17 protein-coding genes and 1 riboswitch are annotated in these 24,004 nt (G+C 72.7%); of the genes, 6 read left to right on the top strand and 11 right to left on the bottom strand.

Annotated features, from left to right (window positions below; translation table 11 throughout):
- Nucleotides 1-5: 5 nt before the first annotated feature.
- Entirely contained in the window at nucleotides 6-824 is an 819-nt protein-coding gene (gene cobM, locus ICC28_RS27770) for a precorrin-4 C(11)-methyltransferase (RefSeq protein ID WP_188291469.1), read from the bottom strand.
- Between the two features lie 80 nt (nucleotides 825-904).
- Here cobM and ICC28_RS27765 point away from each other — a divergent pair, with 80 nt between their 5' ends.
- Nucleotides 905-1,633: a ZIP family metal transporter gene (locus ICC28_RS27765; RefSeq protein ID WP_188291468.1), complete on the top strand. Its 729-nt coding sequence runs from the start codon at nucleotides 905-907 to the stop codon at nucleotides 1,631-1,633.
- Between the two features lie 5 nt (nucleotides 1,634-1,638).
- Here ICC28_RS27765 and cobI read toward each other — a convergent pair whose 3' ends face one another.
- Genes cobI through ICC28_RS27730 form a run of 7 tightly spaced genes read right to left on the bottom strand, consistent with a single transcriptional unit; the run spans nucleotide 1,639 to nucleotide 12,516 of the window.
- The gene (gene cobI, locus ICC28_RS27760; RefSeq protein WP_188291467.1) at nucleotides 1,639-2,385 is read right to left on the bottom strand and encodes a precorrin-2 C(20)-methyltransferase; all 747 of its coding nucleotides are present in this window, start codon (nucleotides 2,383-2,385) and stop codon (nucleotides 1,639-1,641) included.
- Nucleotides 2,370-3,833, bottom strand: coding sequence for a cobyrinate a,c-diamide synthase (locus tag ICC28_RS27755; RefSeq protein WP_188291466.1), 1,464 nt, complete (start codon nucleotides 3,831-3,833; stop codon nucleotides 2,370-2,372). Before ICC28_RS27755 ends, cobI begins: the two co-directional genes overlap by 16 nt.
- Complete coding sequence (gene cobO, locus ICC28_RS27750; protein WP_188291465.1) at nucleotides 3,827-4,435, bottom strand: cob(I)yrinic acid a,c-diamide adenosyltransferase; 609 nt, start codon at nucleotides 4,433-4,435, stop codon at nucleotides 3,827-3,829. Before cobO ends, ICC28_RS27755 begins: the two co-directional genes overlap by 7 nt.
- Complete coding sequence (locus ICC28_RS27745; protein ID WP_188291464.1) at nucleotides 4,435-6,423, bottom strand: putative cobaltochelatase; 1,989 nt, start codon at nucleotides 6,421-6,423, stop codon at nucleotides 4,435-4,437. The genes cobO and ICC28_RS27745 overlap by 1 nt, the downstream gene beginning before the upstream one ends.
- Complete coding sequence (cobN, locus tag ICC28_RS27740) at nucleotides 6,420-10,070, bottom strand: cobaltochelatase subunit CobN (protein ID WP_188291463.1); 3,651 nt, start codon at nucleotides 10,068-10,070, stop codon at nucleotides 6,420-6,422. The genes ICC28_RS27745 and cobN overlap by 4 nt, the downstream gene beginning before the upstream one ends.
- On the bottom strand, nucleotides 10,067-11,578 hold the full coding sequence (locus ICC28_RS27735; protein ID WP_188291462.1) for a cobyric acid synthase: 1,512 nt from the start codon (nucleotides 11,576-11,578) through the stop codon (nucleotides 10,067-10,069). The genes cobN and ICC28_RS27735 overlap by 4 nt, the downstream gene beginning before the upstream one ends.
- On the bottom strand, nucleotides 11,575-12,516 hold the full coding sequence (locus ICC28_RS27730) for a cobalamin biosynthesis protein (protein ID WP_188291461.1): 942 nt from the start codon (nucleotides 12,514-12,516) through the stop codon (nucleotides 11,575-11,577). The genes ICC28_RS27735 and ICC28_RS27730 overlap by 4 nt, the downstream gene beginning before the upstream one ends.
- Before the next feature lie 123 nt (nucleotides 12,517-12,639).
- A riboswitch (cobalamin riboswitch) is annotated at nucleotides 12,640-12,713 on the bottom strand.
- Nucleotides 12,714-12,930: 217 nt separating this feature from the next.
- Between ICC28_RS27730 and ICC28_RS27725 the strand changes: the two genes are divergently transcribed.
- Together ICC28_RS27725 and ICC28_RS27720 are read left to right on the top strand one after the other, a co-directional pair.
- Nucleotides 12,931-13,293 carry a CU044_2847 family protein gene (locus ICC28_RS27725; RefSeq protein WP_282702073.1) on the top strand — a complete coding sequence of 121 codons (363 nt, stop codon included), beginning with the start codon at nucleotides 12,931-12,933 and terminating at the stop codon, nucleotides 13,291-13,293.
- On the top strand, nucleotides 13,274-17,590 hold the full coding sequence (locus tag ICC28_RS27720) for a serine protease (RefSeq protein WP_188291460.1): 4,317 nt from the start codon (nucleotides 13,274-13,276) through the stop codon (nucleotides 17,588-17,590). The genes ICC28_RS27725 and ICC28_RS27720 overlap by 20 nt, the downstream gene beginning before the upstream one ends.
- On the opposite strand, the gene ICC28_RS27715 is transcribed toward ICC28_RS27720, so the two are convergent.
- The 3 genes from ICC28_RS27715 to ICC28_RS27705 all read right to left on the bottom strand — a co-directional run bounded on the left by ICC28_RS27715 (nucleotide 17,572) and on the right by ICC28_RS27705 (nucleotide 19,970).
- Nucleotides 17,572-17,793, bottom strand: a complete 222-nt coding sequence (locus tag ICC28_RS27715; RefSeq protein ID WP_188291459.1) for a hypothetical protein — start codon at nucleotides 17,791-17,793, stop codon at nucleotides 17,572-17,574. The two genes, ICC28_RS27720 and ICC28_RS27715, sit on opposite strands and share 19 nt — an antisense overlap.
- Before the next feature lie 28 nt (nucleotides 17,794-17,821).
- Complete coding sequence (locus ICC28_RS27710; RefSeq protein ID WP_188291458.1) at nucleotides 17,822-19,063, bottom strand: inorganic phosphate transporter; 1,242 nt, start codon at nucleotides 19,061-19,063, stop codon at nucleotides 17,822-17,824.
- 154 nt (nucleotides 19,064-19,217) lie between these two features.
- Entirely contained in the window at nucleotides 19,218-19,970 is a 753-nt protein-coding gene (locus ICC28_RS27705) for a lysozyme (RefSeq protein WP_188291457.1), read from the bottom strand.
- A gap of 196 nt (nucleotides 19,971-20,166) precedes the next feature.
- Here ICC28_RS27705 and ICC28_RS27700 point away from each other — a divergent pair, with 196 nt between their 5' ends.
- The 3 genes from ICC28_RS27700 (at nucleotide 20,167) to ICC28_RS27690 (ending at nucleotide 23,996) form a co-directional block, all read left to right on the top strand.
- Nucleotides 20,167-20,898 carry a class II aldolase/adducin family protein gene (locus ICC28_RS27700; RefSeq protein ID WP_188291456.1) on the top strand — a complete coding sequence of 244 codons (732 nt, stop codon included), beginning with the start codon at nucleotides 20,167-20,169 and terminating at the stop codon, nucleotides 20,896-20,898.
- A 308-nt stretch (nucleotides 20,899-21,206) separates the two neighbouring features.
- A complete protein-coding gene (locus tag ICC28_RS27695; protein ID WP_188291455.1) occupies nucleotides 21,207-22,370 on the top strand; it encodes an alpha/beta hydrolase in 1,164 nt (387 codons plus the stop codon).
- 183 nt (nucleotides 22,371-22,553) lie between these two features.
- Nucleotides 22,554-23,996 carry a hypothetical protein gene (locus tag ICC28_RS27690; RefSeq protein ID WP_188291454.1) on the top strand — a complete coding sequence of 481 codons (1,443 nt, stop codon included), beginning with the start codon at nucleotides 22,554-22,556 and terminating at the stop codon, nucleotides 23,994-23,996.
- Nucleotides 23,997-24,004: the final 8 nt, after the last annotated feature.

Raw genomic sequence — 24,004 nt, 5'->3', positions numbered from 1 at the left:
ACGGTTCACGTACTCGCACCCCGCTCGCGCAGCGCCCGACGGGCCTCCGGGTCGGCCTTGCGGTAGCCGTGGAAATGACCCGGGTGGTACAGGTGCGAGCGGGTGCCGTGCGCGTCGAGCGCCGGGCCGACCAGGAACAGCGTGTGCTTCCACAGCTTGTGCTCCTTGACCGTCTCCTCCAGCGTGCCGATCGTGCACCGCACGACCAGCTCCTCCGGCCAGGTCGCCTGGTACGCGACCACCACCGGGGTGTCCGTCGGGTAGCCGCCCTCCAGCAGCTCCCGCACCAACTGCCCGCTGCGGGCGGCCGACAGGAAGATCGCCATGGTGGTGCCGTGCTTGGCGAACTCCCGCACCTCCTCCCCGGGCGGCATCGGCGTCTTTCCGCCACCGAGCCGGGTCAGCACGACCGACTGCGCCACCTCCGGGATGGTCAGCTCACGCTGCGCGAGCGCGGCGACGGCGGAGAACGCGGAGACACCCGGCACGACCTCGGTGGCGATACCGAGCGCGGCACACCGGTCCAACTGCTCCTGCGTACCGCCCCACAGGGCCGGGTCACCGGAGTGGATACGGGCCACGCGCAGCCCCTCCGCCCGCGCCCGCTCGTACACGGCGACGACGTCCTCGAGGGACATGGTCGCCGAGTCGAGGACCTCCGCATCCTCCCGCGCGTGCTGCAGGACCTCCGCCTGGACCAGGCTGGCCGCCCAGATCACGACATCGGCCTCCGCGATGGCCCGCGCGGCACGGAACGTCAGCAGGTCGGCGGCGCCGGGGCCGGCACCGACGAAGGTCACCTTGCCGGTGGGGGTGTCGGCCATGGGTTGGGGTCCTCTCGTACGGGATGTCACAGCGAAGGCTGAATGTGCGAAATGGGGCGCCGATCGGATACGAAGAGCACATGGCGGTCTTCGTCGCGCTCGGCGCGTTCCTGATGACGCTGGCCGGCGGCTGGACGGCACAACGTGTGACGGACCGCCGTCACCTCGTGCTGGGCCTGGCCGGCGGCCTGATGCTGGGCGTGGTCGGCCTCGACCTGCTGCCGGAGGCGCTGAACGCGGCCGGCGAGGAGATCTACGGCGTACCGGCCGCCCTGCTCCTCTTCGTGGCCGGCTTCCTGCTGGCCCATCTGGTGGAACGCCTGCTGGCGGCCCGCCAGGCGGCACACGGTGCCGAGGAGGCGAACGGCCGGGCCCCCGAGGTCGGCCTGACGGCGGCCGCGGCGATGGTCGGCCACAGCGCGATGGACGGCGTGGCGATCGGCGCCGCCTTCCAGGTCGGCGGCGGCATGGGCACGGCGGTCGCGCTGGCCGTCGTCGCCCACGACTTCGCGGACGGGTTCAACACGTACACGATCACCAGCCTGTACGGCAACGCCCGCCGCCGAGCGATCGCGATGCTGTTCGCGGACGCGGTGGCGCCGGTCGCGGGCGCGGCCTCCACGCTCCTGTTCACCATCCCCGAGCACCTGCTCGGCGGCTATCTCGGCCTCTTCGGCGGCGCGCTCCTCTACCTCGCGGCGGCCGAGATCCTCCCCGAGGCCCACCACGAACACCCCGCCCGCTCCACCGTGCTGTGCACGATCGCGGGAGCGGCGTTCATCTGGCTGGTGGTGGGCCTGTCCGGTTGACGGACTCACAGCTTGCCGCCCCGCCCGCCGTCGCGCCGCGCGGGCGCGATGAGCGTGGACAGATACGGCAGCGGCGTGCCGTCGAGCTCGCCGGCGGGCCGTATCGACTCCTCGGGCAGCCCGAGCGAGGCCCCCCACACGGCGTCGTCGAGCCGCCCGCTCTCCCGCAACGCCTCGGCCACCTCACCGGCCTGCCGCCCGAACTTGTAGGCGACGACGGTCCCCGGCCCGGCCAGCGCCTCCTTGAGCACCGCGGCCCCGGCGGTCACCGGAACCAGCGTCAGCGGCTCGGTCCCCTCCGTCAGCACGGCCCCCGACCGCGAGGCGAGGTCCTGCATGGCGGTGATCCCGGGAACCGTTTCCACCACGGTCCCCGGCACGAGCCCCCCGATGGTCTGGGCGAGGTAGGTGAAGGTGGAGTACACGTTGGGATCACCGATCGTGGCGAACGCGACGACGGAATGCTCCCGCAGCAGCTCGGCCACCCGTCCGCCCGCCGCGTCCCAGGCCGCCTCACGACGCCCCCGGTCCGTCCGCTCGTTCAGCGCGAACACCACCCGTACGACCTTGTCCCCGGGCACGTAGTGCAGCACCGTGGCCTCGGCCCGCCCTCGCTCCCCGGTGTCCATCACCGGTACGACGACGACATCGGCGGCCCGCAGCGCGTTGACGCCCTTGACCGTCACCAGCTCCGGGTCCCCGGGACCCACCCCGACCCCGATCAGCCTGCTGTTGCTCATGACGTCCGGCACCTCTCCACGAACCGACGGGCGACACCGGGCGCGGACGCCCAGTGCGTGTGCAGATAACTCGCGTGCACACCTAGTTGTACGAAACCTTCGACGCGCCGCTCAGGGGCGCGCACCCCCCACGCGGGAGCCGCCCCGGCGCCCGGCTCGACGACGGTCCGATGGAACTCGTGCCCCCGCATCCGCCCCCCGGCGGCAACCAGCGAACTGTCACCGACCGCCACGGCATCCCGGTACCCGAGCGTGAGCCGCCCCGTCATCCGCGCCTCCGCATCCAGCACCCCGCACATGGGCCGCCCGTCCAGCTCACGGCACAGATAGAGCAGCCCGGCACACTCGGCGGCAACGGGAGCCCCACCGAGCGCAAGCTCCGCGACCGCCTTCCGCAACGGCTCGTTGGCGGACAACTCGGAGGCGTACACCTCGGGAAACCCGCCCCCGATGACCAACCCACGCGTCCCATCCGGCAGTTGCTCGTCCCGCAACGGATCGAAGGTCACCACCTCGGCCCCGGCCGCGGCCAGCAACTCGGCATGCTCGGCATAGGAGAAGGTGAAGGCGGCCCCACCGGCAACGGCGACAACGGGACGCAGGCCGGTGCTTTCAGCCCGTCCGGCGTTTGAGGACGAGGCCCGTCCAGGGCCGAAGCGGGGGTCTGGGGGCGCAGCCCCCGGGGTCGGGACGGGAAGGGGCGGAGGGGGCGAAGAACCCAAAACCTCAGCCGCATCCCACCCCGCACCCGACAAAGAACCCGCACTCCGCGCCAGCCCCAGCAACCCCTCCAGATCACACCCGTCGGCCACCTGCGCCCCCATCGCGGCCACCGCCTCCACGGCCGCGGCCCCCCGCTCGGCCACCGGCACCAGCCCCAGATGCCGCGACGGCGTATCCACCTGCGGAGCCCGCCGCAACACCCCCAGCACCGGCACCCCGACCGCTTCCAACGCCTCCCGCAGCAACTCCTCGTGCCGATCCGAGCCGACCTTGTTCAGGATCACGCCCCCGACCCGCACCTCCGGATCCCACGACACGAACCCGTGCACCAGCGCCGCCACCGACCGGGCCTGCGACGACGCGTCCACCACCAGCACCACCGGCGCCCGCAGCAACTTCGCCACCTGCGCCGTCGACGCCAGTTCGCCTTCCCCCGCGGCCCCGTCGTAGAGACCCATCACGCCCTCGACGACCGCGAGGTCACACCCCCGCGCCCCGTGCGCGAACAACGGCCCGACCAGCTCCGGCCCGCACAGGTACGCGTCGAGATTCCGCCCCACCCGCCCGGTGGCGAGCGCGTGGTACCCGGGATCGATGTAGTCGGGCCCCACCTTGTGCGGAGACACGGCAAGCCCCCGCGCGGCGAACGCGGCCATCAACCCCGTGGCAACGGTGGTCTTGCCGCTGCCCGAGGAAGGCGCGGCAATGACCAGCCGAGGGACGGAAGACGTCACCACTCGATGCCCCTCTGCCCCTTCTGCCCGGCGTCCATCGGATGCTTCACCTTGGACATGTCGGTCACGAGATCGGCGAAGTCGACGAGCTTCTCGGGCGCGTTCCGCCCGGTGATCACGACATGCTGGGTGCCGGGCCGGTTCCGCAGCACGTCGACGACCTCATCGGTGTCCACCCACCCCCAGTGCATCGGATAGGCGAACTCGTCGAGCACGTACAGCTTGTACGTCTCCGCCGCCAGATCCCGCTTGACCTGCTCCCAGCCCTCCCGGGCCTTCTCCTCGTTGGTCGAGTTGTCACCCTGGATGTCCCGCTGAACCCAGGACCACCCCTCGCCCATCTTGTGCCAGTCGACGGACCCGCCCTCCCCGGACGCCCCCAGCACCCGCAGCGCGTTCTCCTCGCCGACCTTCCACTTCGCCGACTTGACGAACTGGAACACCCCGATGGGCCACCCCTGGTTCCAGGCCCGCAGCGCGAGCCCGAAAGCGGCGGTGGACTTCCCCTTCCCGATCCCCGTGTGCACGACGACCAAGGGACGGTTGCGCCGCTGACGCGTCGTCAGCCCGTCGTCCGGCACCACACTCGGCTGTCCCTGTGGCATTACGCGGCCCTCCTCTGTACGTCCTTCACCAGACCGGCGATGGAGTCCGCCCGCAGCTCGTCCAACGTCACCGCCGTGCCGCCCAGTTCACCCGCGAGCTGCCCCGCGAGCCCCAGCCGCACCGGCCCGGCCTCGCAGTCCACGACCACGGAGGCGATGCCCTCGGCGGCGAACAACCGAGCCGCCCGCCCCGCCAGCGCCACCGGCTCCGGCCCGCCGGTGGCCCGCCCGTCGGTCACCACGACCACCAGCGGCCGCCGCGCGGCATCCCGCAGCCGCTCGACCCGCAGCACGTCATGCGCCTTGAGCAGCCCCGCGGCCAACGGCGTACGCCCGCCCGTGGGCAGCGACTCCAGCCGGGCCGCTGCCGCGTCCACCGACGACGTGGGCGGCAGCGCGACCTCCGCGGCCGAACCCCGGAACGTCACCAGACCCACCTTGTCCCGCCGCTGATACGCGTCCAGCAGCAGCGACAGCACGGCACCCTTCACGGCACTCATCCGCTGCCGGGCGGCCATGGAACCGGAGGCGTCCACCACGAACAGCACGAGGTTGCCCTCGCGTCCCTCCCGCGTCGCCTGCCGCAGATCGTCACGCCGCACGACCAGCCCCGGCCCGGACCGCCCGCGCGCCCGCTGATGCGGCGCAGCCGCCTGCACGGTCGCCGCCAGATGCAGCTTCGTCAGCGCCCCCCGCGGCCGCCGCGCACCGGTCGTCCGCCCGTGCTCGGTACGCGCCCGCGACCGCCGCCCGGCGGCACCCTCGCCGATACCCGGAACGCTCAGCACCTTCGCCCGGAACGGCTCGGACGCCCGTACGGGAGTCTGCTCCCCGGCCCCGGAAGCCTGCGGCTCCCCGTCCTCGCCGGCCTCGGGACGCGCACCGGAGCCGCCTCTCTGCGGCCCACCGGAATCCGAGGGCGGCTGCCCGCCACCCCCGCCCGGCCCGTCCGGGTCGGGATCGTCCTCGGGGGAGTCCCCGGAGAACTCCTCCAGCGTCTGGTCCAGCTTGTCCTCGTCAAGTCCCGGCGCATCAAAGGGATTACGACGCCTGCGATGAGGCAACGCGAGCAGCGCGGCCTGCCGCACGTCCTCGGCCAGTACCTCGCTCCGCCCTGCCCAGGCGGCGAGCGCCGTGGCGGTACGCGCCATCACGATGTCGGCCCGCATGCCGTCCACCTCGAACGCGGCACAGGTCGCCGCGATCTGCCGCAGCGCCCCGTCCCCCAGCCGCACCGACGGCAACAACTCCCGCGCCGCCACGATCCGCGCCCGTACGGAGGCCTCCTCGTCGGCCCACCGCGCGCCGAAACCGGCCGGGTCGTCGTCGTAGGCGAGCCGCCGCCGTACGACCTCCACCCGCTGATCGGGCTCGCGTGAGGCCGCGACCTCGACGGTGAGTCCGAAGCGATCGAGGAGCTGCGGCCGCAGCTCGCCCTCCTCCGGGTTCATCGTCCCGACGAGCAGGAAACGCGCGGCATGCCGTACGGAGACACCCTCGCGTTCGACATACGACGCGCCCATCGCGGCCGCGTCCAGCAGCAGGTCCACGAGATGGTCGTGGAGAAGGTTGACCTCGTCGACGTAGAGGATCCCGCGGTGCGCCTGAGCCAGCAGGCCCGGTTCGAATGCCTTCACGCCCTCGGCCAGCGCCCGCTCGATGTCGAGGGCGCCGACGAGCCGGTCCTCGGAGGCGCCGACGGGGAGTTCGACCATGCGGGAGGGCCGCGCCGTGCCGTTGCCGGGTTCGTGCGGGCCGTCGGGGCACCCGGCATCGGGCTTGGCCGGATCACAGGAGAAACGGCACCCGGCGACGACATCGACCTCCGGCAACAACGCCGAAAGCGCCCGCACGGCCGTCGACTTGGCGGTGCCCTTCTCGCCGCGCACCAGCACACCGCCGACCGCCGGCGACACGGCGTTCAGCAGCAGCGCGAGCCGCAGGTCGTCCTGGCCGACAACGGCCGTAAAAGGGAAAGGAGTTGTCACTGGTCGCCCTCCAAGTCGCCTTCGAGCTCCAGATAGGTGGCACGCAGTCGCTCCAGCGTGTCCGCGTCCGGCTCCGCCCACAGCCCACGGTCCGCGGCCTCCAGCAGTCGCTCGGTGATGCCGCGCAGCGCCCAGGGGTTGGACTGCTTCATGAAGTCCCGGTTCTCCGGGTCGAAGACGTACTCCGCGCTGAGCTTCTCGTACATCCAGTCGTCGACGACCCCGGCCGTGGCGTCGTAGCCGAAGAGGTAGTCCACGGTCGCCGCCATCTCGAAGGCGCCCTTGTAGCCGTGCCTGCGCATCGCCGCCATCCAGCGCGGGTTGACGACACGCGCGCGGAACACGCGGTGGGTCTCCTCGCCCAGGGTGCGGGTCTTCACCTGGTCCGGCGTCGCCGAATCGCCCACGTAGGCCTCGGGGTTGGCCCCCGTCAGATGCCGCACCATGGCGACCATGCCGCCGTGGTACTGGAAGTAGTCGTCGGCGTCGACGAGGTCATGCTCGCGGGTGTCGACGTTCTTCGCGGCGACAGCGATCCGCTTGAACGCCGTCTCCATGTCCCCCCGCGCCGCCCGCCCGTCGAGCCCGCGCCCGTACGCGTAGCCGCCCCAGACGGCGTACACCTCGGCGAGGTCCGCGTCGCTGCGCCAGTTCCGCGCGTCGATCAGCGGCAGCAGGCCGGCGCCGTAGGCACCCGGCTTCGACCCGAAGATACGAGCGGTGGCCCGCCGCCGGTCGCCGTGCTCGGCGGCGTCCTCCTCCACGTGCGCCCGGACGAAGTTGGAGTCGACCGGCTCGTCCAGCTCCGCCACCGTCCGCACCGCGTCGTCGATCAGCCCGACCACGTGCGGGAACGCGTCCCGGAAGAACCCGGAGATCCGGACGGTCACGTCGATGCGCGGCCGCCCGAGCTCCGCGAGGGGCACGACCTCGAAGCCGGTGACCCGCCTCGACGCCTCGTCCCACACCGGACGGCAGCCCAGCAGCGCCAGGATCTCGGCGATGTCGTCGCCCTGGGTGCGCATCGCGGACGTACCCCACACCGTGAGGCCCACCGACTTCGGGTACTCGCCGGTGTCCTGGAGGTAGCGCTGCACGAGGGAGTCGGCCAGGGACTGCCCCACCTCCCAACTCAGCCGGGAGGGAATCGCCTTGGGGTCGACGGAGTAGAAGTTCCGGCCGGTCGGCAGCACGTTGACCAGACCGCGCGTCGGCGAACCGGACGGGCCCGCCGGGACGTAACCGCCGTCGAGCGCCTTGAGGATGTGCCCGATCTCGTCGGTGGTCCGCGCCAGCCGCGGCACGACCTCGTTGCAGGCGAACTCCAGCACCGCGACGGCGTCGGTCAGTTCGGTGCCGATGACCTCACGGACGAGGGGCGCGCTCTCGCTCGCGGCCCAGTCCCGTGCCTCCATGCCCTCCGCGATCCGCCGGCACAGCTGCTCCAGCAGGTCGATCGTGTCGGCGGCCGTGCGGGACGGCCCCTCGACCAGCTCGGTCAGCTCGACCGGCACCTTCACCGCGGCGCCCGGCTCGGCCAGCAACTCCTTCTCGACCAGCCCGAAGTGGGCCGCGAGGCAGGCCCTCAGTCCCGGCAGGGCGTTGGCCTGCCCGCCCCACACCTGCGAGGCGCGCAGCACGGCCAGCACGAGGTTGACCCGTGCCTCGTCCACCGGCCCGCCGCCGAGGATGTGCAGCCCGTCCCGGATCTGCACGTCCTTGATCTCGCACAGATAGCCGTCGATGTGCATGACGAACTCGTCGAAGTCGTCGTCGTCCGGCTGGTCCTCGACATGCAGGTCGTGATGGAGTTCGGCCGCCTTCACCAGCGTCCAGATCTGTGCCCGTACGGCCGGCGCCTTCGCCGGGTCGAGGTCGGAGACGAGCGCGTACTCGTCGAGGAGCTGCTCCAGCTTCGCCAGGTCGCCGTAGGTGTCGGCGCGGGCCATCGGCGGCACCAGGTGGTCGACGACGGTGGCGTGCCCGCGCCGCTTGGCCTGGGTGCCCTCGCCGGGGTCGTTGACGATGAACGGGTAGATCAACGGCAGGTCGCCCAGCACCGCGTCCGGGGCGCAACCGCCGCTCAGGCCGAGCCCCTTGCCCGGCAGCCACTCCATCGTGCCGTGCTTGCCCATGTGGACGACGGCGTCGGCGCCGAAGCTGTTCTCCAGCCAGCGGTAGGCCGCCATGTAGTGGTGCGAGGGCGGCATGTCCGGGTCGTGGTAGATCGCGATCGGGTTCTCCCCGAAGCCGCGCGGCGGCTGGATCATCACGACGACGTTCCCGAACTGCAGGGAGGCGAGCACGATGTCGTCCCCGTCGACGTACAGCGAGCCCGGCGGCTCGCCCCACGCCTCCAGCATGGCGTCGCGCAGCTCCGGGTCCAGCTTCTCGAACCAGGCCCGGTAGTCGGCCAGCGGGACGCGCGCGGGCGCGGCGGCCAACTGCTCCTCGGTGAGCCACTCCACGTCGTGTCCGCCGGCCTCGATGAGGCGGTGGATCAACTCGTCGCCGCCGGAGGGGTATTCGGTGAGCGCGTACCCGGCGTCGCGCAGCGCGTCCAGGACCCGCACCGCCGAGGCGGGGGTGTCGAGGCCCACCGCGTTGCCGACCCGCGAGTGCTTGGTCGGGTAGGCGGTGAAGACGAGGGCGAGCTTCTTCTCCGCGTTGGGCTTGTGCCTCAACCGTGCGTGGCGTACGGCGATTCCGGCGACCCGGGCGGCCCGCTCGGGGTCGGCGACGTAGACCGGGACCTCGTCGGGGCCCTGCTCCTTGAAGGAGAACGGCACGGTGATCAGCCGCCCGTCGAACTCCGGGATCGCGACCTGCATCGCCGCGTCCATGGGGGAGAGAGCGGCGTCGGACTCGTCCCAGGCCTTGCGCGAGGACGTCAGGCACAGCCCTTGCAGCACCGGCACGTTGAGGTCGGCCAGCGCCCCGATGTCCCAGGCCTCCTCGTCACCGCCCGCCGACGCCTGCGAGGCGTGTGTGCCGCCGGCGGCGAGGACGGTGGCCACCAGGGTGTCCGCGGCGCCGAGGATCTCGTACAGCCCCGGGTCGGCACCGCGCAGCGAACCGCAGTACACCGGCAGGGCGTTGGCGCCCTTCGCCTCGATGGCGTCGCACAGGGTGTCCACGAACGCGGTGTTGCCGCTGAGTTCATGGGCCCGGTAGAAGAGCACGCCGACGGTCGGGCGGCCCTCCTGGACGGCGCGCTCGCCGTGGACGCCGTACTCGGGCATCTTCTGCGGTTCGAGGAACCCCTCACCGGTCAGCAGCACGGTGTCGGACAGGAAGCGCGCCAGCTCGGTGAGGTTGGCGGGCCCGCCCTCGACGAGGTACTTGAGCGCCTCGGCCACGACCCCGGCCGGGACGGAGGACTCCGCCATCAGCTCCGCGTCCGGCACGGCCTCACCGCCGAGCAGCACGGTCGGGATGCCGGAGGCCTTCAGCTTCGCGAGCCCGTCCTCCCAGGCCCGCTTGCCGCCCAGCAGCCGTACGACGGCCAGGTCGGCGCCCTGGAGGAGTGCGGGCAGTTCCTCGGCGACGTCCACGCGGGTCGGGTTGCCGATCCGGTAGTCGGCGTCCGAGGCGCGGGCCGCCAGCAGATCCGTGTCGGCGGTCGACAACAACAACACTGTGCTCATGCGGGCGCTCCCGGTGGAATGAAAGGCAGTCCTTGTGGCGCGCCCGACTCGATGAGCCGCCGGAGCGCGTCCGTGTCCGCGTGCTGTTCGATCAGATCGCCGAGCCGGTCGAGCTGCTCCTCGCGCAGCGCGGCGAACGAGGTGTCGGGGGCCGGCACGAAACGGCGGCCCGCGGCGGCCGCCACCTCGCGCAGGAAGGCCCGCCGGAAACCGTCCGACTCCAGCGAGCCGTGCCAGTGCGTGCCCCAGGTCTGACCGACCCGGCACCCGTCCAAGAAGGGCTCGCCCCCTACGACTTCGGCGACGCCGTGATGGATCTCGTACCCCTCGACGCGCTCGCCGAGCGCCTCGCCGACGGGCCGGGTGAGGGTCTTCTCGCGGGCGAACCGCACCCGGACGGGAAGGATTCCGAGCCCGTCCACGTGCCCCGCGCGGCTCTCGACCTCGTCCTCGATGTGCTCGCCGAGGAGCTGGAAGCCGCCGCAGATGCCGAGCACCGGCCGCCCCTCGGCGGCCCTGCGCCCCAGGGCCTGGGCGAGTCCCCGCTCCCGCAGCCACTCCAGCGCGCGCACGGTCCCCCGGGTCCCGGGGACGACGACCAGGTCCGCGTCGGCCAGTTCCTCCGGCCGGTCCACGAACCGTACGACGACACCGGGTTCGGCGGCGAGGGCGTCGACGTCGGTGAAGTTGGACATGAGCGGGATCGCGCAGACGGCGACCCGCAGCACGTCCTCGCCGACGGGGGAGGAGACCTGCGACTCCCGCACGGCTCCCCGCAGCGACACCCTCAGCCCGTCCTCCTCGTCGATGCCGAGGCCGTGCTGGAAGGGCAGCACGCCGTAGGTGTGCCGCCCGGTGAGCCCGTGGAGCATGTCGAGTCCGGGTTCGAGCAGCGACACGTCCCCCCGGAACTTGTTGACCAGGAACCCGGCGACGAGCGCCTGGTCCTCGGGCGCGAGCAGGGCGACGGTTCCGAAGAAGGAGGCGAAGACGCCACCGCGGTCGATGTCGCCGACGACGAGCACGGGCAGTCCGGCATTGCGCGCGATGCCCATGTTGACGATGTCGGTCCGCCGCAGGTTGATCTCGGCCGGGCTCCCGGCCCCTTCGCAGATCACCGCGTCATACGTGCCCCGCAACTCGGCGAGGCAGTCGAGCACGGTCCCCAGAAGCTTCTGCTGCCGCCCGCCGTGGTACCCGCGCGCGCTGAGCTCCCCGACCGGCTTCCCGAGCAGCACGACCTGGCTGCTCTGCTCGCCACCGGGCTTGAGCAGCACGGGATTCATGAGCGCGGTGGGCTCGACCCGACAGGCCTGTGCCTGCATGGCCTGCGCCCGCCCGATCTCCGCGCCCTCGCGCGTGACGAACGAATTGAGGGACATGTTCTGCGCCTTGAACGGCGCGACCTTGACCCCCTGCCGCACCAGCCACCGGCAGATCCCCGCGGTGACGACGCTCTTGCCGGCGTCGGAGGTGGTTCCCGCGACGAGCAGCCCGCCGCCGGTCATGACCGACGCCCCTTCACGACTCGGCGTACGGCGACACTGGCGCCCAGCGCCAGCCAGCTCACCCGCCGAGACAGCCGAACGGCCCGCTCGATGTCCCCGACTTCCACGGCACGCCCCTCCCCGTTCAGTACCGGCCGGTGCTCGATGCGCCCGCCGTACGACAACGTCCCCCCGAGCCGTACCCCGAGTGAGCCCGCGAACGACGCCTCCACCGGCCCGGCGTTGGGGCTCGGATGCTTGGCGGCGTCGGCGCGCCAGGCGCGTACGCCCCCACGGGGATCGCCCCCGGCCAGGCTCGCGAGTACGGCGGTCAGGCGCGCCCCGGGCCATCCGGCGAGGTCGTCGAGGCGCGCGGAGGCCCACCCGTAGCGCCGGTAGCGGGGCGACTTGTGCCCGACCATGGCGTCCAGGGTGTTGACGGCCCGGAACCCGACCAGCCCCGGCACCCCGCCGACGGCCCCCCACACCAGAGCCCCCACGACGGCGTCGGAGGTGTTCTCGGCGACGGACTCCACCACCGCGCGCGCGATCCCGTCGGCGTCCAGGGCCTGCGGATCCCGCCCGCACAGATGCGGCAGCCGCGCCCGCGCGGCCTCGACGTCGCCCGCCTCCAGGGCCCGCCCGATGACCCGGGCCTCCCGGGCGAGCGAAGTCCCCCCGACGACCGCCCAGGTGGCGGCGCCGGTCAGCGCGACGGAGGCGGCGGGGGAGCGGCGTACGGCGCGGGCGGCCACGGCGGCGAGCGCCACGGCTCCTCCGGCGCACACGGCGGCGTGCAGCACGCCCCGGCCCCGGTCGTCCCGCCACAGCACCCGTTCCACGGCACCGGCGGCCCGCCCGAACACGGCGACCGGATGCCCGCGGCGGGGATCGCCGAGGAGCAGGTCACCGAGGAGGCCGGCGGCGGCGCCGTACGCGTGGACGCGATCGGCCCGCATCGGCTCAGCCGGCCGTGCGGTCGGGCAGAGCTCGGTAGGGGCAGGCGCTCAATCGGCAGCCGCGCATGGCGATATGTCCTCACTCAGGGTGTCCGCGCCCTGGCTCGACGAGATCGGCGGTGAGAGTTCCTGGCTCCCGGGGTTGTCTACCCCGGTGACAGTGGCGGGACCGCGCCGGATTCGCACCGGCTTCCTCTCCAGCCGCCGTAGCTGGCCCCGGCAGTCCACCACGCCCCCGGAAGACCCGTCAACTTGCCGTTGACCTGCGAAGGGGGAGTGTGCTGAGGCCCACACCGAGCGGCGTTCACTCGTACGAGGTGACTCCCCGGAAGCGCCTTGCGGGCGCGCCGGACGAACCCATGGAATCTGCATACGAGTCCGAAGGGCGGGCCGCCGAGGGGGAGGGCCGGAATCGTGGCCTACGTGGGCGAGATGATGCTGGACGACGGCCAGGTCGTCCTGCTGGAGGTGTCGGGGGACGGCCCGGCCGGAGTGCAGCGCGTCTCCCGGGGCGGTGCGGTGGCCGGGGCGGCCGAGACCCTTCAACAGGCGCTCGCCCGGGTGCGTCCGGCGCTCGGCGCGGTCCTGGACGGCGCCCGCGGGCTGCCGAGACCGCCCGGCTCGGTCACCGTCGAGTTCGGCATCACGCTCAGCGCCGAGGCGGGTGTCGTGGTGGCGCGCGGTTCCACGGAGGCGCACTTCACCGTCAGCATGCACTGGGCGAACCCCGTCGAACCCGCCCTTCCCGGACAGCGCGATGGCGACGGCCGAGCCTGACGACGAACTCGCGCGCGGCATCGCCCGGTTCTGGAGCGAGGACGGCCGGGTCACCGGCACCGGCTTCCTGATCGCGGACCGCACCCTGTGCACGTGCGCCCACGTCGTGGCGGACGCGCTGGGCACCCCCGACACCGCCCGCACCCCTCCCGCGTACGCGGTGACCGTCGACTTCCCGCTGCTGACCTCGCCCTCGCCGCGCCTGCGCGCGACGGTCACGCACTGGCGTCCGGTGGCCGACGACGGCGGCGGCGACATGGCCCTGCTCGCCCTGGAGGACCCGGCCCCCGGCACCACGGCGGTCCGCTTCGCCGGCGGTACGGCGGTCTGGGACCACCCCTTCCGCGTGCTGGGCTTCCCCCTGCGCACCGACGACCACGGCGTATGGGTGGACGGCCGGCTCCGTGCACCCGTCGGCAAGGGCTGGACCTCCATGGAGCCCCGCCCGTCCCCACGCGGCCCGGTCATCGGGCAGGGCTTCAGCGGCGCCCCCGTCTGGGACACCGAGCAGGGCGGCGTCGTCGGCATGACGGTGGCCGCGGACACGGGAACGGGCGCCACGACGGCGTACCTCATCCCCGCCGCCCTCCTCCTGGGCCTGGACCCGGCCCTGTGCCCGTCCCCCTTCCGAGGCCTGGAATCCTTCCGCGAACAGGACGCCTCCATATTCTTCGCCCGCCGGGCGGACAGCGAGCGCATCGCCGCCGCCCTCCTGGAGCACCCGTTCGTGCCGGTCGCCGGGGCGTCGGGGGTGGGCAAGTCCTCCCTGGTGCGAGCGGGCGTACTCCCGCTCCTCCGCTCCTTGGGCCATACGGTGACGGACTTCGCGGGCCAGCCGGACACGGACCCGGTACGGACGCTGGCGGAGGCGCTGGCCGCGCAGTTCCCGTCGGCCGCGGAGCCGGCACGACGGCTGGGCGGCGACCGGGAGACGGCGGTGCTGCTCGGCGCCCGCATCCTCGAACAGTGCGGTACGGCGGGTCATGTCGTCCTCCTCGACCAGTTCGAGGAGACGGTCGGGGCCCGACCGGCGGATGCCCGCGCCCTGCTCGACGTACTGCTGCCGATGGCCCGCGCGACCCACCCCGCGGGCCGCCGCCTCCGCGTCCTGGCCACCCTGCGCTCGGCGTCGCTGGAAGAACTGGTGACGGGCGGCCGCGCCGAGGCGCTCAGCGGCACGGTCCAGATGGTCGCGCCGATGACCCCGGCCCAACTGGACGAGGTGGTGCGGTGCCCGGTCGCCGCGGTCCCCGGCGTGGACTTCGAACCGGGCCTGCCGGAACTGCTCGTGGCCGAGGCGGGCGCCGAACCGGGAGCCCTGCCCCTGCTGGAGTTCACCCTCGCCGAACTCTGGGACCGCCGCCGGCACGGCCGCCTCACCCACGCCGCGTACCGGGAGATCGGCGGCGTGGAAGGCGCCCTGTCCCGCTACGCCGACCACCAACTGGCCCAGGTCTGCAAGGCCCCCGACGGCCCGGACGAGCCGACCGCCCGCCGTCTCTTCGAGCAACTGGCCCGCCCGGTGCGGGGCAAGGAGTACGCGCGCGTGGCGCGTGCCTTCGACCAACTCCCCCCTGAACTCCGCGCGGCGGCCCAGGCCTTGGCGGCCACCCGCCTCCTGGTCATCTCCCGCGACAGCTCGGGCCGGGAGACGGTGGCCCTGGCCCACGAGGCCCTGGTCCGGCAGTGGCCGACCCTGCGGAACTGGCTGGACGAGTCGCGCGCCCTCCTCGTCCGGCACGAGAAGCTGCGCGCCCGTCTGCGGGAGTGGGAGGACGGCGGACGCCACGACGATCTCCTGCTGAGGGGAAAGGAGCTGACGACAACGACGGGCTCGGCCGCCCTGCGCCCGGCCGAACTCTCCGCCCCGGAGAAGGAGTTCATCCGGCTCAGCAGACACCACCACCGACGCTCGGTACGCAGGAGCCGCACGGGCGTGGCGTTGGTGGCGGTGCTGGCCCTGATAGCCGTGACGTTGACCTACTTCGTGACGCAGGCCGGCCAGGACGCCGACCGGAAGGAACGCGAGGGGGCTGCGAACGAACTCGCCACCCGCTCCCTCGACCGGTTCTCCGACGACCCGGTCGAGGGAGCGGCGCTGGCGGTGCTGGCGCATCGGACGGAGCCGACCAAGCAGACGTACAAGGCGCTGCTGCACGCGTATCCCGGGATGGCGATGGTGCGGAGCATCGAGGAGGGGTTCTTCTCGGGACGGGTCACAGCGCTGGCCGCCTCGGCGGACGGGAAGCGGGTGGTGGCGCTGGAGGAGGACCACCAGGGCGACCTGCGGGGGTACGTGATCACCGGACTGGCCACCGGGAAGCCGCGCAAGAATCGCCTGGAAAGCGTGCCCGACGGGTCCGACGCGGTGGCGGTCAGTGACGACGGGGCCCGAGTGGCGGCGGCGGGGCCCGAAGGACAGGGCAAGGTGTGGAGCGCGGTCGGCCGGAGGACGGTGGCCGAGTGGCCGGGCGGGAGGGACCCGGGCGGGACAAGGAGCGAGGTTCTCGACTTCTCTGCGGACGGCAAGCTTTTGCTGCACATGACAGCGAAGGGGACCGACGACGGCTGCATCGACGGGACACCGAAGGACCAGCTGCGGCTGCACTTCCACGACGCTGAAAAGGGGCAAGCCATCGACGTGCCGCCGGGGCTGCTCGGAACGAACGGCTGCCTGACCGGGGCCGCGCTGCCCAGTGGGCAGGGGAAGAGCGCCCGGCTGATCGTCCTTGCCGAGGGGAGGAAGGCGGACGCCAGGGAACCCTTGACGGTGCGTGCCCACGCGCTGGACTCCGGCGTTCAGCGGTGGAAGGAGTCCGCCCTCGACGCCATGACGCTCGGGGTGGGGGGACGGACCTTGTGGACGTCCGGTGACCAAGAGTTCAAGGGCGACTACCGGAACCCTGCGACCGGGGAGCGGCGTGAATCGGCACCGGCGTACCGACAGCCCGCCCCGTCGGATGCGACAGGCCGCTACAGCCGCACCTATTCCGGGAGTGGCGACCTGTGGCAGGACAGCAGGACCGGAGCGGAATATGCGGTACTGCGCCCCCTCGCCTACACACATGAGCGAGGTGCGTGCCCCGACAGCCCCCTCGATGTGATGACCCGGCACGGGGAAGACACCCCTGTCCTGCACGTCCTGTGCGGCCGCGACCTTGTGTCGTTCAGGACGCGGCCGGTACAGCATGCGCCGAGGGAAGAGTGGGATCACCTGGCCGTGTTCGCTCCGTCCGGCAGACAGTGGGCCGTGCTCGGCAGCAGCAGGGCTTCGGCACGGGACACGGACCGCATCACGCTTTCTGTACTCGGTGGGCAACGTCTGCGGGGGCGGCAGGTCGGCTCGGAGCGGCCGTGGTCCTTCGGGGAGCCCAGCGGCGCCGTCTTCAGCAGGGACGAGAGCCGCCTGGCGGTCTGGAGCGACCTGGGATGGGCGCTCTACAAGGTGAGGCCCACCGGGCTCGACGTGGTGAGGATCCATCCGGACGAGAGGCGCAGTCCCGAAGAGAACCCACTGGCGCGGGATATCCGCCCGCTCGGCAACGAGGACTTCCTGATGCTCGGCGCGAAGGGTGTGCAGCGGCTTGACCGGGACGGCCTCCTCACCTCCGCGCACGCCCCCGACTGCCGTGAGCCACGTGTCAGGAACCCGCTTCGCTGCCTGGCTGTCGAGGTCTCACCCAGGGACGGAACGGCATGGGTCCTCAGACGCAACGGGAAGATCACCCGATGGAATCCCCAGGACGGCAGCGGGCGACGCACTACGAGGCAGCTCGGCCTACCCCCAGACCACTTCGATCGACGCGGAATGCGGTTCCGGGACGACGGCGGACACCTGGCGGTGCTGCTTCGGGACGCCATGGTTCTGATCGACCCCGTCACCGCAAGGGGTACGCGGAGGGTAGCTGTCGAAAAGCATGGCGTGATCGGCGCTTACGGCAGTGACGGGCGGATGGTGTTGGTCCCTCCCGCGGACTACAGCGCCGAACAAGTTGAACTGTGGTCGGAGAAGCGAAAGGAAGCTCTTGGCCCCCTGGACGCCTTCTGGCTGTATGGGGCTTGGCGCATCGTCGGTGACGTCCTTTACCACGGCAACGAATCGGGTGTCTGGAAGATCCCTCTGGACAGCTCCGTCCTCGCCGGCACCCTCTGCACCGTACTTGGCGACCACAACCCGCTCGCGCGCCGGGCTGACCTGCCCGCAGCGGCCCACAAAGGCGCGCTCTGCCCGAAGCCGTCAAAGGCATCCGAGCAGAGCGCGCGTGACTCCGGTCGCGATCAGACCACGATCAGATAGATCCCGTACGCCACAGCCGCCGCGCACGCCGCGAAGCACGCGTACGCGCCGGTGACCGCGAGTCCCGCGGAACCTCCCTGTGCCGCCGCCCGCTCGCGGCGGGACAGGCCCGCGATGCCGAGGGTGAACAGGCCCACCAGGGCCACGGTGACGACGAGGCTGACGCCGAAGACGGAACCGAGAGCCGCCCAGTCGATCTTCATGCTGCTTCTTCCTTCACTGCGTGGGGGGTCAGACCGTCGCCTGCGAGGGCGCCACGGGCTCGGGATCGGCCGCGGGGGCCGCGATGGTGGCCGTCAGGTCCTCGGCGACCGCTCCCGCCGGCGGCGGGGTCACCGCGGCCACCGCGGTGGTGACGACGCCGGCCGGCTCCTCGGTCTCGTTGACGTTGGTGTGGTCGATGACCTCACGCCGGGAGATCTTCCAGATCGCGGCGCTGGAGGCGACCAGGAAGACCGCGACGAGCGCCGTGCCCCAGGCGCCGAGGCCGGTGACGTACTCGGCGAGCGCGCCGACCAGCGCGGCGGCCGGCAGCGTCAGACCCCACGCGACGAACATCCGCGTCGCCGTCGACCAGCGGACCACGCCGCCCTTGCGGCCGAGGCCCGCGCCCATCACCGCGCCGGAGACGGAGTGCGTGGTGGAGAGGGAGAAGCCGAGGTGGGAGGAGGCCAGGATGACCGTGGCCGCACTGGTCTGGGCGGCGAAGCCCTGCTGCGGCTGGAGGTCGGTCAGGCCCTTGCCCATGGTGCGGATGATGCGCCAGCCGCCGAGGTAGGTGCCGAGGGCGATGGCCACACCCGCGGAGACGATGACCCACATGGGCGGGTCGGAGTCGGGGGCGAGGACGCCGCCGGTGACCAGGGCGAGGGTGATGATGCCCATGGTCTTCTGCGCGTCGTTGGTGCCGTGGGCCAGGGAGACCAGGCCGGCGGAGGCGATCTGGCCGGCGCGGTAGCCCTTCTCGGAGGCCTTGCCGTCGGCCTTCTTGCCGAGGGAGTACGTCAGCTTCGTGCCGAGCATCGCGGCGATGCCCGCGACCAGCGGGGCGGCGATCGCCGGGATCAGAACCTTGGTGACGAGCGCGTCGCCGTGGACCGCGCCGAAGCCGGCCGAGGCGATGGTCGCGCCGATCAGACCGCCCATGAGGGCGTGCGAGGAGCTGGAGGGGAGTCCGACCAGCCAGGTCAACAGGTTCCAGAGGATCGCGCCGACCAAGGCGGCGAAGATGACCTCGGGACGTATGCCGGTCTCGTCGACGAGACCCTTGGAGATCGTGTTGGCGACCTCCACGGAGAGGAAGGCACCCACAAGGTTGAGGACGGCGGACATGGCCACCGCGACCTTGGGCTTGAGCGCACCGGTCGAGATGGTCGTGGCCATCGCGTTGGCGGTGTCGTGAAAACCGTTCGTGAAATCGAACGCGAGTGCGGTTACCACCACAATCGCGAGGATCAGCGAGAAGTTTTCCATTTACCCAGGCAATCGTTCGAGGTCATTGGCTGTAGGAACGTAGGTAACCTGGATGAACGGAAGGTGAACTGAGGCAGGCCGCACGGTGTCCGGAACGGCGAGTGTCGCCTCCGTTCGACCCGTGCGGCCGCGCGCGCCCCAGGCGCCCCAAGGACTAGGAGCCCCGGGCAAACTTCCTGAGCTGCTTCATCGAACCGTTGAAGAGATTCTGGTCACCCGGCAGGCTGCCGCTGCCGTTGTCGTACTGCCAGAAGGTCCACGCCCCCCAGCCGGCCGGCAGCGTCCCCGCGCTCGCCGAGTCGTAGCGGGCGACCCACAGCGCGTGGTCGGCCGCGAAGGCGCGGCTGCCGCCGGTGCAGGTGTTCCACCAGTGGGTGGTCGTGTAGATCACCGGGTGCCGGCCGGTCAGCCGCCGCACCTCGTTGCTGAACGACCTGATCCACTTGGTCATCCTCTTCTGGCTCAGGCCGTAGCACTTCCGCTTCTTGTCGTACGGGTTGTATTCGATGTCGAGGGCGGGTGGCAGCGTCCGGCCGTCCGCGCTCCAGCCGCCGCCGTTGCCCACGAAGTGCCGCGCCTGGGCCCTGCCCGACGACTTGTCCGGCAGCGCGAAGTGGTACGCCCCGCGGATCAGGCCCGCGTCGCGGGAGCCGTCGTACTGCTGGCCGAAGTACGGGTTGCGGTAGGTGTGGGACTCGGTCGCCTTGACGTAGACGAACCGGGCGCCCTTGGTCCTCGCGCTCTGCCAGTCGACGTTCTTCTGGTGGGACGAGACGTCGTGTCCCCTGGGCTTGCCGGCCGCCGTGGCCGGGGTCTCGACCAGCGCGGTGGCCCCCAGGGCGAGGGCCGCGGCCAGGGCCGCGATCAGTCGGGAGCGGTGGCGGAACGGAGTGTGATCACGAGCCATGTTTCCCCCCGGAATGGCGACGTGCGCGACAAATCCCCCAGAGGGTACTGGGAGGTCGAGGAATGCCCGTCCATCTCCGGCCAAGCAGCAGGAGAGGGTGATATCCACGGATATGCGCCCTTCCGGACGCCGGTCTTCCGCCCTAAAGTGCCTCCGCTCGACGGCCGTTCGGGGCCGGCCCTGGCAGGATCGCCGCATGGCTGAGCAGCGAGGGAACCGGCGGGACGCGGGGGAGCGGCGGGAGCGCGCGCAGGACGGGCGGGAGCCGTGGCGCAGGAGCGTGCGCGCCGAGGAGGTGCGCGCCTGGGAGGAACTCGTCGCGACGGCCCGCCGGACCGTGTCCGACGGTCTGGTCGTGGGTACGTCCGGCAATGTCTCGGTGCGCGTCGGCGACACCGTCCTGGTCACACCGTCCGGCGTGCCCTACGACCGCCTCGCGCCGGAGGACGTGACCGGCGTCGACCTGGCGGGCCGTCAGGTGCTCGGCACGCTCCTGCCCACCAGCGAACTGCCCATGCACCTCGCCGTCTACGGCGCCACCGACGCGCGGGCCGTCGTCCACACCCACGCCGTGCACGCCACGGCCGTCTCCACGCTCGTCCCCGAACTGCCCGCGATCCACTACATGACCGGCACCCTCGGCGGCCCCGTCCGAGTCGCCCGTTATGCGACCTACGGCACCGCCGAGTTGGCCGAGAACATGCTCCAGGCCCTCACCGACCGCACCGCCTGCCTCCTCCAGAACCACGGCACGATCGCCTACGGCACCACCCTCACCCAGGCCTACGACCGCACGGCCCAACTGGAGTGGATGTGCAGGGTCTGGCTCACCGCGTCCTCGGTCCCGGGCCTGTCCCCGTCCCTGCTGTCTCCACCCCAGCTGACCGAGGCCACCGAAAAGCTCCGCGGGTACGGCCAGCCCGGCTGACCCCGTCCGCCGCACCGGCCGAGCGGACCCGGCGCATTCGACCGCGGTGCGACAGCACCCCGAGGGGGCGCGGGGAACGGCGCGACCGGCCCCTACGAGCCCGCAGGCGAACGACAGCACATCACGGCGCCTCCAGCGCAGCGCTGAGCGCGGCCGACCCCGCCCGCCGCGGTGGCACGCCACCCCGCGCCACCCCGGCGGCGCCGGCCCGCCCCCGCGATCCCCGCGCCCTCCTTTTGGGGCCCCGGGCGTCACTCCCGCCCGCCCTCCCACTGGCCCGTGGTCGGGTCCGCCAGGACACTGGACCCGTGCGCACAGTCAAAGCGACGGCCGCTGCCGTCACCGTGGCCCTCGCCGCCGGCGCCGCCAGTGTCGCCGCCGGCCGGTTCGCCAGCGACGCCGCGCTCAAGGCGCCGGCGGGCCGCCCCCTGCCCACCGAACCCTGGCTCACCGTGCACGGCACGGCCGCGGGCCAGGTCACGCTCACCCGCGACCTGGCCACCCTGCGCCCCGGCACCTACGGCCTCGCCGGTGACGGCTCCCACGCGGTCGTCGGACCCGTACTCGGCGCGGCGGCCCGACCCCGGTCCCGGCTTCGCCCGACCGAGGAGGCCCCCAGCGCCGACACCGTCGTACGCCGCCTGGAGCGCGTCACGCACGGCAGCCTCGCCCCCGGCGACCGCGTCCGGCTCACCCCGAACCTCTACGTCGGCAACCCGGAGACCGCCCTCGGCCTGAACCACGCCGACGTGGACATCCCCGGCGAACTCGGCCCGCTTCCCGCCTGGTTCGTCCCCGGCACCCGCAGTACCTGGGTGATCGCCGTGCACGGCCTCGGCGCCACCCGCGAAGTCGCCATGAACCTCATGGGATTCCTCGCCGCCCGCCACTTCCCGGTGCTCGCCCCGGCCTACCGCGGCGACCTCGGCGCACCCCGCTCACCGGACGGCCTGAACCACCTCGGCGAGACCGAGTGGCGCGACCTGGACGCGGCGATCCGCTACGCCGTGCGCCACGGCGCCGAACAGGTCGTCCTGCTCGGCTGGTCCACCGGAGCCACGATGGCGCTGCGCGCCGCCGCGCGCTCCGGGCTGCGCGACCGCGTCTCGGGCCTCGTACTGGACTCCCCGGTCCTCAGCTGGCAGACCACCCTGCGTGCTCTCGCCACCGCCCGCCGCGCCCCCGGCGCCCTGCTGCCGCTCGCCGTCCGCGCCGCCCAGGGCCGCACCGGCCTGTACGGCGACCATGCCGCCCCGGACGGCGTCCCCGAGCGGCTCACCGTGCCGACCCTGATCTTCCACGGCCCCGACGACGCGGTCGCCCCCTGGGACCTCTCCCGCCGTCTCGCCGACGCCCGCCCCCGCATGGTCTCCCTGCACACCGTCCGGCAGGCCCCGCACGGAGCCATGTGGAACGCCGACCCCAAGGCCTACGAGGAGGCCCTGCGCCGCTTCCTGACTCCCCTCATGTGAGTCCCCTCGTGTGAGCTCCTCCTTGTCGCTCCACCGCACCGGTCGCAGAGATTCCGTTTAACGTCGTACGACTGGCCTGTTATCGGTCCCGCGCCGCCCGCGGGACCTCGTGCGTTGGCCATCCCGTCGCCCCTCGTGACATTCCGTTTGGGTTTTCGGACCGTCAACCGGAAGACTGCACCCGTGACGTCCCGTATCCCGCGCGACTCCAGGCTTCGACTCGTCCGCCCGCGACCCCTGGCCGCCGCCCCCAGAGCTGTGAACCAGCGGCGCCCGCGCCGCCCCGCGCCCCGCCCCCCGGAGGGCACACCGGCCCGCGCGGAGCTGGCCGGAATGGCACGCTCCGGCCTGGCCGCCGCGGCGCGCGTCGCCCGCTGGGCCGACGCCGCCCTGCGCCCCGGCCGCGACGGCGCGAACTCCGACGGCAAGGGCACCCTCTCCGACGCGACCGCCGAGCGGGCCGCCGCCGAGCTGGGCCTGACGGTGGCTCAGGTCCGCGCCGACTGGGACACCGCACGCCTCGCCGGTCTGATCGAGGTGCACGGCGACAGCGCCCGCCCCGGCTGGCGGCTGCGCGCCTGGAACCGCGACGACAGCGCCGTACTGCGCGGCTGGGTCGCCCTCTTCGACGCCTGGTCGCTCGCCCATCCCGAGCCCGCCGGTCAGGAGCCGGCCGGTGTCGCCGAGGTCGTGTCGGCCATGCCCCAGGTGCTCTCCTTCCTCCAGCTCTCCGCGGGCCCCGTGCCCGTGGCGCAACTCCTCGACCTGCTGGAACAGCGCGTCACCGAACTGCGCACCGAACGCTGCGAGATCCCCTACGGCCCGCAGCCCGAGCCCGTCCAGGCAGCGGCCGGGGCAACGGCGGCGGAGACCGGGGCCGCAGAGCCCGAGGACGGCGAGGACACCTCTCTCGCCCCCCTCCTCGACTGGGCCCTGCACGCCCTCGCCTCCGTCGGCGCCCTCACCTACGGCGACGGCCAGGCCACGCTCACCCCGCTCGGCAGCTGGGCGGTCTGGGTCAAGCTGGAGCAGATCTGCGTCGCCGCACAGAGCCCCGCCGGGAACATCGAGCAGTCCGCCGAGGACATGCTCCGCGGCTGCGCCCAGCTCCGCCCCAACGCCGCCCGCGCCGAGTACCGCGCCTGGCTCGCCGCCCGCCCCGTCGGCAGCGCCGTCAGCGAGCTGGTCAACGCCGCCCGCGGCGACGACGCCCTGCTGCGGGGCCTCGCCTTCGAGGCACTGCGCGTCGTCGGCGCCCCCGCCGAGCCCGACGTCCGTGCCGTCGTCGACGACGCCACCCTGCGGCCGTACGCCCTGCTGTGGCTGGCCGAGCACGACGGGATCGACCCCGAGGACGCCCACGAGGTCCTCACCCGGGAGGAGGCCACCTGGCTCTGGGTCGACACCGCCGCCGCGGTCGCCGACCACGGCGAGGCCCCCATGCTCGTCCGGCACCTGGAGTCCGCGGTACAGCCGACCGTCCCCGCCCTCCTCGACGAGGTCCGCGCCGTCGGCCACCCCCGCACGGTCCAGGTCCTGGTCGCGCTCGCCGCGGCCCACCCCGACCCGGCCCTGGCCAAGGCGGTCCGCCGCGCCGCCTTCCAGGTGCACACGGGGGGAATCTAGCCAGGGGC

The organism is Streptomyces sp. TRM68416 (assembly GCF_014596915.1).
In the GTDB taxonomy this organism is placed as follows: Bacteria; Actinomycetota; Actinomycetes; order Streptomycetales; family Streptomycetaceae; genus Streptomyces.
The sequence above is the reverse complement of the archived record's forward strand: the minus strand, read 5'-3'. Positions and strand labels throughout refer to the sequence as shown.